The following is a 351-nucleotide window of genomic DNA, read 5'->3' on the forward strand; positions in this document are numbered from 1 at the left end:
GACGACATCCGCGCGATCGTCGAGCCCCAGTCCTACGCCGATCCCGAGCTCAAGTCCTCACGACGGTACACGAACCTGTCGGCCGCCGAGGTGCGTCGGGCCCTGATCGAGCGGGGCCATGCCGAGGAGGGATTGCCCAGCGAACGCACGTTGCGCGACATCCTCAATCGGATGAACTACCGATTGAAACGGATTCAAAAGGGGAAGCCGTTGAAGAAGACCGAGGAGACCGACGCGATCTTCGCGAACGTGAATGCGGTCCGGGAGGAAGTGAAGGATGACCCGGAGACCCTGGAGATCTCGATGGACACGAAGGCGAAGGTGAGCCTGGGGGAATACTCCCGGGGGGGG

1 protein-coding gene is annotated in these 351 nt (G+C 62.7%); it reads left to right on the forward strand.

Annotation, left to right across the window (positions count from 1 at the left end; translation table 11 throughout):
• A partial coding sequence (locus tag ACYOEI_RS41215) for an ISAzo13-like element transposase-related protein (protein ID WP_462856493.1) occupies nt 1-351 on the forward strand: 351 nt, incomplete at both ends.

The organism is Singulisphaera rosea, assembly GCF_054877945.1.